This is a genomic window from Okeania sp. SIO3B5, assembly GCF_010692555.1.
Lineage (GTDB): Bacteria > Cyanobacteriota > Cyanobacteriia > Cyanobacteriales > Microcoleaceae > Okeania.
The window spans coordinates 1-7,709 of sequence record NZ_JAAHHG010000476.1 but is presented as its reverse complement, the minus strand read 5'-3'; the positions used below and the strand labels follow the sequence as shown (position 1 = coordinate 7,709).

At 32.8% G+C, this 7,709-nt stretch carries 5 protein-coding genes and 1 pseudogene; 1 reads left to right on the top strand and 5 read right to left on the bottom strand.

From position 1 onward, the window contains the following. Window positions 1-256 precede the first annotated feature (256 nt). Complete coding sequence (locus F6K54_RS35900; protein ID WP_293088587.1) at window positions 257-1,183, bottom strand: glycosyltransferase family 10 domain-containing protein; 927 nt, start codon at window positions 1,181-1,183, stop codon at window positions 257-259. A gap of 254 nt (window positions 1,184-1,437) precedes the next feature. Here F6K54_RS35900 and map point away from each other — a divergent pair, with 254 nt between their 5' ends. Beyond that, window positions 1,438-2,205 carry a type I methionyl aminopeptidase gene (map, locus tag F6K54_RS35895; protein WP_293088585.1) on the top strand — a complete coding sequence of 256 codons (768 nt, stop codon included), beginning with the start codon at window positions 1,438-1,440 and terminating at the stop codon, window positions 2,203-2,205. Window positions 2,206-2,666: 461 nt separating this feature from the next. Here the strand turns inward: map and F6K54_RS35890 are convergent, their stop codons facing one another. The 4 genes and pseudogenes from F6K54_RS35890 to F6K54_RS35875 form a co-directional block, all read right to left on the bottom strand. Beyond that, window positions 2,667-3,599: a thermonuclease family protein gene (locus F6K54_RS35890; protein ID WP_293088583.1), complete on the bottom strand. Its 933-nt coding sequence runs from the start codon at window positions 3,597-3,599 to the stop codon at window positions 2,667-2,669. Between the two features lie 390 nt (window positions 3,600-3,989). Next, window positions 3,990-5,084 carry a hypothetical protein gene (locus F6K54_RS35885; RefSeq protein WP_293088581.1) on the bottom strand — a complete coding sequence of 365 codons (1,095 nt, stop codon included), beginning with the start codon at window positions 5,082-5,084 and terminating at the stop codon, window positions 3,990-3,992. Next, window positions 5,077-7,080 carry a DNA cytosine methyltransferase gene (locus F6K54_RS35880; protein WP_293088579.1) on the bottom strand — a complete coding sequence of 668 codons (2,004 nt, stop codon included), beginning with the start codon at window positions 7,078-7,080 and terminating at the stop codon, window positions 5,077-5,079. Before F6K54_RS35880 ends, F6K54_RS35885 begins: the two co-directional genes overlap by 8 nt. Window positions 7,081-7,111: 31 nt before the next feature. Further along, window positions 7,112-7,375: pseudogene (locus F6K54_RS35875) on the bottom strand (zinc ribbon domain-containing protein); the annotation flags it as partial. Window positions 7,376-7,709 lie beyond the last annotated feature (334 nt).

Here is a 7,709-nt window from a genome sequence, read left to right as displayed (position 1 = left end):
GGAAATACTTAGGGCTTGCTGATTAAATCTAAAAGCATTGACATATAAAGACTTTAGCCTTTTTGGGGTCGAATTGCAGTGCGCCTATTTCAGCTCTTTATGCTTAAAAAGGAGCGTATTTTAGGCGCATAGTTGGGCAGAAAAATCTTGGGACAATTCTTACTCCTACCTGCTCTAAATTCCCATTTCTCCTGTCTCCTGTCTCCTGTCTCCTGTCTCCTACTCTTACCCATAAGACTTTTTCATCAAACCCTACTTACATAATTTCTTTAAGTTTTTGCACTATATTTTTCACTACCTGTTTCTTTCGATTCATTTGTTTGACTTTTTCATAAGTTTTATTGAATATTTGAATACAGAGATTCAAGCGTTGATTAAACTCATCTATACTCATTTTTTCTACATACTCAAATAATTCATTGCTATCTCTAAACTCGGTATAGTCTAAAAAACTATTTTTTTCAAAATCTTCATAAATCGTACTATTTTTGCCCCCATAATAAATAGGAAGACAGCCACTGATGATAGAATCCCAAATTTTTTCTGTACAGTAGTAGTCAGCAATAGTATTTTCAAAACAGAGGTTAAAATGATATTTTTGCAATATTTCTATTTTTCTTTCTTGCCATCTTCCTGAACGAGAATTTTCTATAACAATATTTTCTTGCCATCCTTTGCCATAAATATCAACTTTGTCTAACTGATAACCCTGTAAAGCAATTTTTTTTCTTAATTCATATAAATCTAATTCCCGTGCATTACAAATCAAAGATGTATTCCAATTACAATTTTTGATTAAAGCTGCAATCTTTTTATATTTTTCCCTACCAAATCTTTCAACTTTATAATCTGGTATTTTACATATATTGTCTCGCCAAAAAAAGTAATAATTATTCAAATAAATATCGCCAGTGTAAATGTTCATTATATGTACATCTACTCCTTTCCAGGATATTTTGCGATTAAAATGAGTATCAAACCTTGGTTCATGAGTCCAAACTAGGTATTTTTTAGACGAACCATACTGAAGAATCAAAGGTTTTAATTTTTGAAAAAATCTAGTTACAAATACATCGCAATCTTCTTCTCGATCGCTAAACACAATTTCATCGCCAGCAAATTTTTCAACTTGCCGAATAAAAGGAGTATGCTCCATATTATCTACTTTAAAAATTTCGATCATTTCTCTTCTTTTTCACCTGCAATTTTAGTCTGGACGCGCTAGTGCCACTACGCGGAAATTAAAAACGAGTGTTAATTGGTGAAGTTTCCTACGGCGCTTTTAAAGTAAGGTTAGGAAATTTATAAACCCTGAAGTCCTTTAACAGTTTACTATTCCCTATTCCCTATTCCCTATTCCCTAGCGCTACGCACTATATATGCTAAAGTAAGCTATATCTATTAACCGTATAGCTTGCAGGATTAATCAAACAACCAATGGCAACTGAAACTATCGTTTTATTATCAAAAAGAGAAATAGAAAAAATGCGTCGGGCAGGACGTTTAGCAGCAGAATTATTACATTATCTTGAACCTTTTGTCAAGCCAGGGGTAAGCACTCTAGAATTAGATGAAGAAGCAGAACGTTGGACACAAGCTCATGGCGCTCGTAGCGCTCCCCTTGGTTATCATGGTTTTCCTAAGTCTATCTGTACGAGTATTAATGAGGTAGTTTGTCACGGTATTCCTAACAAAAAACAAATCTTAAAAGAGGGAGATATTATTAATGTTGATGTGACTCCAATTCTTGATGGTTATCATGGGGATACTTCTAAAACTTTTTTCGTAGGTGAACCTTCTCCATTGGCTAAAAAATTAGTTGAAGTTACAGAAAAATCTATGTATTTAGGCATTGCTGAAGTTAAACCTGGAAATAAAATTGGGGATATTGGAGCTGCTATTCAAGAATATGCTGAAGCAGAAGGTTTTTCTGTAGTTAGAGATTTTGTTGGTCATGGTGTGAGCAATATTTTCCACACTGCACCACAAATTCCTCATTATGGTACTAGAGGAAAAGGGAAAAAGTTGCGGACTGGAATGGTATTTACTATTGAACCGATGATTAATGAAGGTACTTGGGAAGCAAAGGTGCTTGACGATGGTTGGACTGCTATTACTAAAGATGGTAAATTATCTGCACAATTTGAGCATACTGTTGCTGTTACTGAAACAGGGGTAGAGATATTAACTCAATATGAAGGCTAAGTTCAACAATTAATAATTAATAATTAATAATTAATAATTACCTCTACTTGAAAAGAAGAGGATTGACTCAAAAGATTTTAAAGGCACTTAAATGTGAGTAAGTAAAAGATAATATTCAAGCATCTTACTTGATCAAGAGAAAAGAAAATTAAGTATTTCAAGCCTCCTACTTTCCTAGGTGATGCTGCGCAAACAGTAGGAGGTACTATTAACTATTAACTGATAACTGAAATGACCATCAACTAATAGCTGTTTGCGCAGCATTCCGCAGGAAATGCTTAAAATAATAGTTTTCATCAAAATAATATGGGTCGCGTAACCCCGCCTTTTAAGGCAAAATATTTTTGGAGAGTTGCTCAAATCCCCTACTTCCCCTCCTGGCTCCCCTCCTGGGAGGGGCGGGGGTGGGTTGGGGAGGGGTTAGGGGTGGGTTAACTTATGACTTCTGACTTCTGACTTCATTAACCCCTTAATTCTGTATCTGGAAAATCTGATAATTGATTTATTTCAGAAAGAATAATTTCTGGTTTATCTCTATACATATGTAGTTGCCCAGTAATATAAACATATCCTCTACCTAAACCAAAATAACGATTTTTTAATAGTTGTAATAAAGGCTTCATTTCTTCAGTATTAGTATTTGGAATCCATAATTTTAAACGGTGGTCTTTAGTTCCATCATAAATCAAAGCACCATTATCTAACCACTTAGAAATTCCTCCCTGTAAATCATAGAAAACTGTTACATATTCTTCCGCCTTTGCTGCTGCTAAAATCTTGGGAAAATCTAATCTCACTTCTAGAACTCCAGAAGCTATTCCATAGGTACGATAATTATCTACAATTGAGGCTCTTAATGACCACCAAGGTACTAGCAAATTATAATTTCTTTTACGTTTACCTCGATTTACTTGAGGGTTCCAAACACCAAGATTATTAGCTTGAGCTTCTATTTCTGCAGCTATCATTTCTTGATGATAAAGTCTAGAATTTCCATATTTAATAAAATAGGGACTCCAGCCTTCTTTAATTAGTTTAATATTAAAATTTTCTCCATTTTTTTTGACATAAGCTATTAAACGACCTTGATGGTCACGATATTTTTCTAAACAATTTTCTACAGGGTCATCTGTATCAAATTCAAGATCGACTTGAGCAAGTTCACCGTCAGGTAATGTGAAATATTTTATTGCCATTTCTGATGCAGCTTTACCCATGTCTGTAACTGGTTTGGAATATTCAGAATAGCTTTCTTCAGCATCAACATAATCCATTCTGATAAATTCTCGTTTATCGTTTAATAAAACTTTGATTGTGTCACCATCAACTACTTTTGTAACTTGAAGATTTTGAATTGTTGTGCCTTTTTTTTTGATAGTTATTTGAGATTTCATTATCGGCGATCGCTATTATTTTTTTTGATTAACTAAAATGATATAAAATTGTACATTGAATCTGTACAAAAGTAAATGTATGAGTTAACCTTTTCTAATTAGTCAATCCTCCTCTTGAAAAGAAGAGGTAATTATTAATTGTTAATTATTAATTATTAATTATTAATTGATTTATACACCTTCTAAAATTGCCTTTAAAGTAGTTAACCATTGTTGACAAGGTTCATCAATAGGTGCAATATTACGGCGTTTCTGTGCTAATGATTCAGTATAAGCAATTAACCATACACTTGCTAACTTTTCTCCTGTAAGAAAACCATCTTTTATTGCTTGATTAAATTTTTTTTGAATCCAATCTGTAAATGTAATTATTTCTAGAGAAATGCCAAATTATTCTTCTAATTCTTGACAACGAGAGATTAATTCTGATTGTCGCTGTAGTTTAACACTTGTTACAAAACCCGCCAATGTAACATTAGGATGACTTAACAACTTATCTGCTAGTTCCTCAATTTCATCTCGTAAATAAGCCTTACCATATTTAGCATCCCAGGCTTCAATAATATTACCTTTTTCTAATATCTCAATATCGCCAATATTACCGTGCTTCTTATTTGCAGAACGCATTTGCGATAAAGGCTTAAGTTCACAATCTGGAAATAGTTGATTTTCTTGCATTGCCTGCATAAGACTATGTATAGCAATTTCCATAATACGTGCTGCATAATCAGATTCTTCTATATGTCTCCATATTAAGTCAGTAATAATTTGCTGATTTATAATTTCAGTTGATTCTAAAAAATGTTGAACTGAATCAAGAGTTTCTGTAGCTAATTTTTTAAATTCTCTAGCATTATTGAGTAGTTGTAATAGTAAGTAATGTAGAGCATTTTCTGAGTTTATTTGATTAGCTTCAATTAATTCTACAAGACTAAGCCATTCAAGACGCGCTCCTCTAATATTTGCTTTATAAACAGGTGAATAAGGATAATTTTCGGCTAAACTGCGCGTCATCATAAATCCATCGGCATTGAGTTTTAATAGTTCATATTTGCGCAAAATAGGAGTAATATATTGTTTGTCTAAAGAACGCATTGGTATTCCCTCTTGCCATGAAAAAGCATTTCTGTTTGTGCTGCTTTTATGTAGCCTAATACTTTGTTTTGGTTCAATACTTTTTACACACAATTGTAAAATTGTCAAACCAACTAATGCTCTACCAACTTCACTTGTAACTGCATTAACAAGTCTATTCAAATTATTTATTTGATTTTCTTCGAGTTGATATACATTACTCATCGCACTTTGGTCGCGACAAGCAATAATTTGTTTTTCCAAGTAATCATTCCCAAGTTCCTGGGTTATTTTTTGATATCTGAGTCTAGCTTGATGGCTCATTTTGCCTTCCAAAAAAAGCTGTTCTTTGCCATTGCTTTGTACCAGTTCACTTTTATTTTTAAACACTCTTAAATATAAATCACTCATTACCTTCTGCTAAATTTTTTCTTAATTGAACACTTTGAGGGTTTAAAGTCGGAAAAGTATAAGGAATTAAATATTCTCCAGGAATAATTTGAGGGTTTGTATTGTGATTCCTAACTTCATAACCAATTTTTCTTAAACATTGCAAATACTGAAAAATATCCTCAGTATTAACTCCCCATAAAAAAGCTAATTGTTGAGTCGATAGTTGAGTTTTTACACCTACACCTTTAATAATAGATTCCACTACCCGCCAAATAGAATTAGTGTCTAATTCCCTAGAAAAATTCATTGTAATTTTAATCTTTGGTTGATACTGATAATATCCAGATAACTGAACTAAATCTGCTTTACCTGTTATTTGTCTCAGCTTCTCTTCAAATGCTTTCCATAATCCTGTAAATACTTCTAAATCCCAATCATAAGCAATTAATTTTACTCTCTCTGTATTTAAAACCCAATCTGGGAAATTTGCTGAAGGTATTATATCTATAGAATATTGATTTTTTTTATCTCTCAACTGACTCTTACCTGCATCTATTAGCCAACAATTAGACTGTAAATCATAGTTTAGATAAATTTTGACAGAATTACTTTTAGGTAAATCATGCCAACCAAAGTCTGTAGACAAAAATTTCTCTATATTTCTTTGATTTGGATAACTATTTATTGATAGAGATACAGTTTGTAACTTCTCTAGAGATTTAGTAGATAATTTAGCGATCGCTTCCTCAGCTTTTTCTGCATATCTTTTTGTTAACTGACGCTTTCTCTGTCTAAATCCCAGTTTTTGAGTTGGAGATAAATACTGCATAGAAAAGGGTAACTTCACTCCCATAACTTGCTCCAAAATACTCAATGCTAAAATCCTACCTAATTGTGGTGGTACAGAATTACCAATTTGTTCAATACAAACTGAACGATTACCAACAATTTCATAAGCATCAGGAAATGTTTGAAGTCGTTTTAATTCTGCTATTGAAAACCGTCGATTTTCCCAACTAAAAGGTCCTGTATATTGCCCTCCTTGTGCTTTAATAGTTCTCACTGGCATTTCTGGGTCAGCCTTATAAAGAAAGTCAGAAAATTTAGAACGCCAACTGAAAATTGGCTGAGGATGACCCATTTTATCAGTGTAAAAACTATAATTTAATCCTGGTGGTATATCTGTTAATAAATGCCCATATTTACCTTTTATTTCTAAATTTTTCTCTGAAATATTAATATCTTTTACTGCTGCTAATGCTGTATAAAAAGGTTCTTCATCAATAGAATCAGGTCCATGAGTAGGAGCAGGAAATAGGTAATTTCCTGTTTTTAATCCAACAATAAATAGTCGTTCCCTATGTTGTGGTACACCATAGTCTGCTGCATCAAGTATGCGATAGTAAATTGTATATCCCGCTTCTTGAAATGCTGTTTGAATTGTTTGCCATGCTTTGCCATTTTCAGCACCAATAATTCCATAAACATTTTCAAATAAAAATCCTTTTGGCTGTAGTTTTTTTAAGATGCGGACGTATTCTAAAAATAGTTTTCCTCTAGTATCGTTTGTTCCAGGAACACCAGATGCTCTTCTACCTGCTGCTGAAAATGTTTGACATGGTGGCCCGCCGATAATAAAATCTATTTCTAATTCTGGAGAGGGAAAATAGTCTCTGATATTAATGCAGATAGGTTGACTGTTTTCTAAGTATTTTCCTGGCTGAGAATTTGTTTCTAGGGTTTTAATATATTTTGGTTCTAGTTCAAGCATTTTGATTATTTGAAAACCGCAGTCATGGAAGGCAATATCTAGTCCTCCACCACCTGTAAATAAGCTCAGAGTTTTGATAGGAGAATAAGATTTTTTGGCGCACCAATTATGAATTAATTCCCCAAATTTATCAGGCCATCCAGGAGAATTTGTCATGTTCAGAGTTTTAAGTATTTCTTGAAATTGTGAGGTTTTTTTTGGTTGGGTATTGAGTATGTTTAAGGGTAGAGATAGTTGCCGCATAAGTGAAGTTCTCTCCCGTTAAATCTCGCGATTATAACGAGAGCTTCTCAAACAAAGAAGTTTCTTGTTTCACAGGCCGATCAATATCTAAGCCTCCACAAGCAGACAAGATGATACCCACCTCGTTTAACGCTTTATTTAATATGTTAATTGCTGCATTCTCATCTCTATCTAAAACTGTTTTACATTTAGGACAAGAGTGAGTTCTAACTGATAAAGTTTTAGGTACTTTATGACCGCAATTACTACAATTTTGTGATGTATTGTGAGGATTAACTTTGATTACATGAACACCTTAAATAATTAATAATTAATAATTAATAATTAATAATTAATAATTAAAGAATCATATCAAATCCGGTAGCATCGGTGTTATTTAATCTTTAAAGATAAGAGTCTATATTGTAGGGATTAATGGCCACTTTTCCTTACCGATTGTATGACGATCGACAGTATTATACTACTGTGAAGCCAACATATTTGATATCATTCATTATTCATTATTCATTATTCATTATTCATTATTCATTATTCATTATTTACCTACATCATAAATTGATTTTGATAGTTTAGTATTTTTTGCTAAACCTCTAATATTTAAGTTTTCCACTGCAATCATGTCATATTCT

Bases quoted from the DNA above. Each gene is read 5' to 3' on its own strand.
- F6K54_RS35900 (WP_293088587.1), bottom strand. From the start codon at position 1,183: ATGATCGAAATTTTTAAAGTAGATAATATGGAGCATACTCCTTTTATT.
- map (WP_293088585.1), top strand. From the start codon at position 1,438: ATGGCAACTGAAACTATCGTTTTATTATCAAAAAGAGAAATAGAAAAA.
- F6K54_RS35890 (WP_293088583.1), bottom strand. From the start codon at position 3,599: ATGAAATCTCAAATAACTATCAAAAAAAAAGGCACAACAATTCAAAAT.
- F6K54_RS35885 (WP_293088581.1), bottom strand. From the start codon at position 5,084: ATGAGTGATTTATATTTAAGAGTGTTTAAAAATAAAAGTGAACTGGTA.
- F6K54_RS35880 (WP_293088579.1), bottom strand. From the start codon at position 7,080: ATGCGGCAACTATCTCTACCCTTAAACATACTCAATACCCAACCAAAA.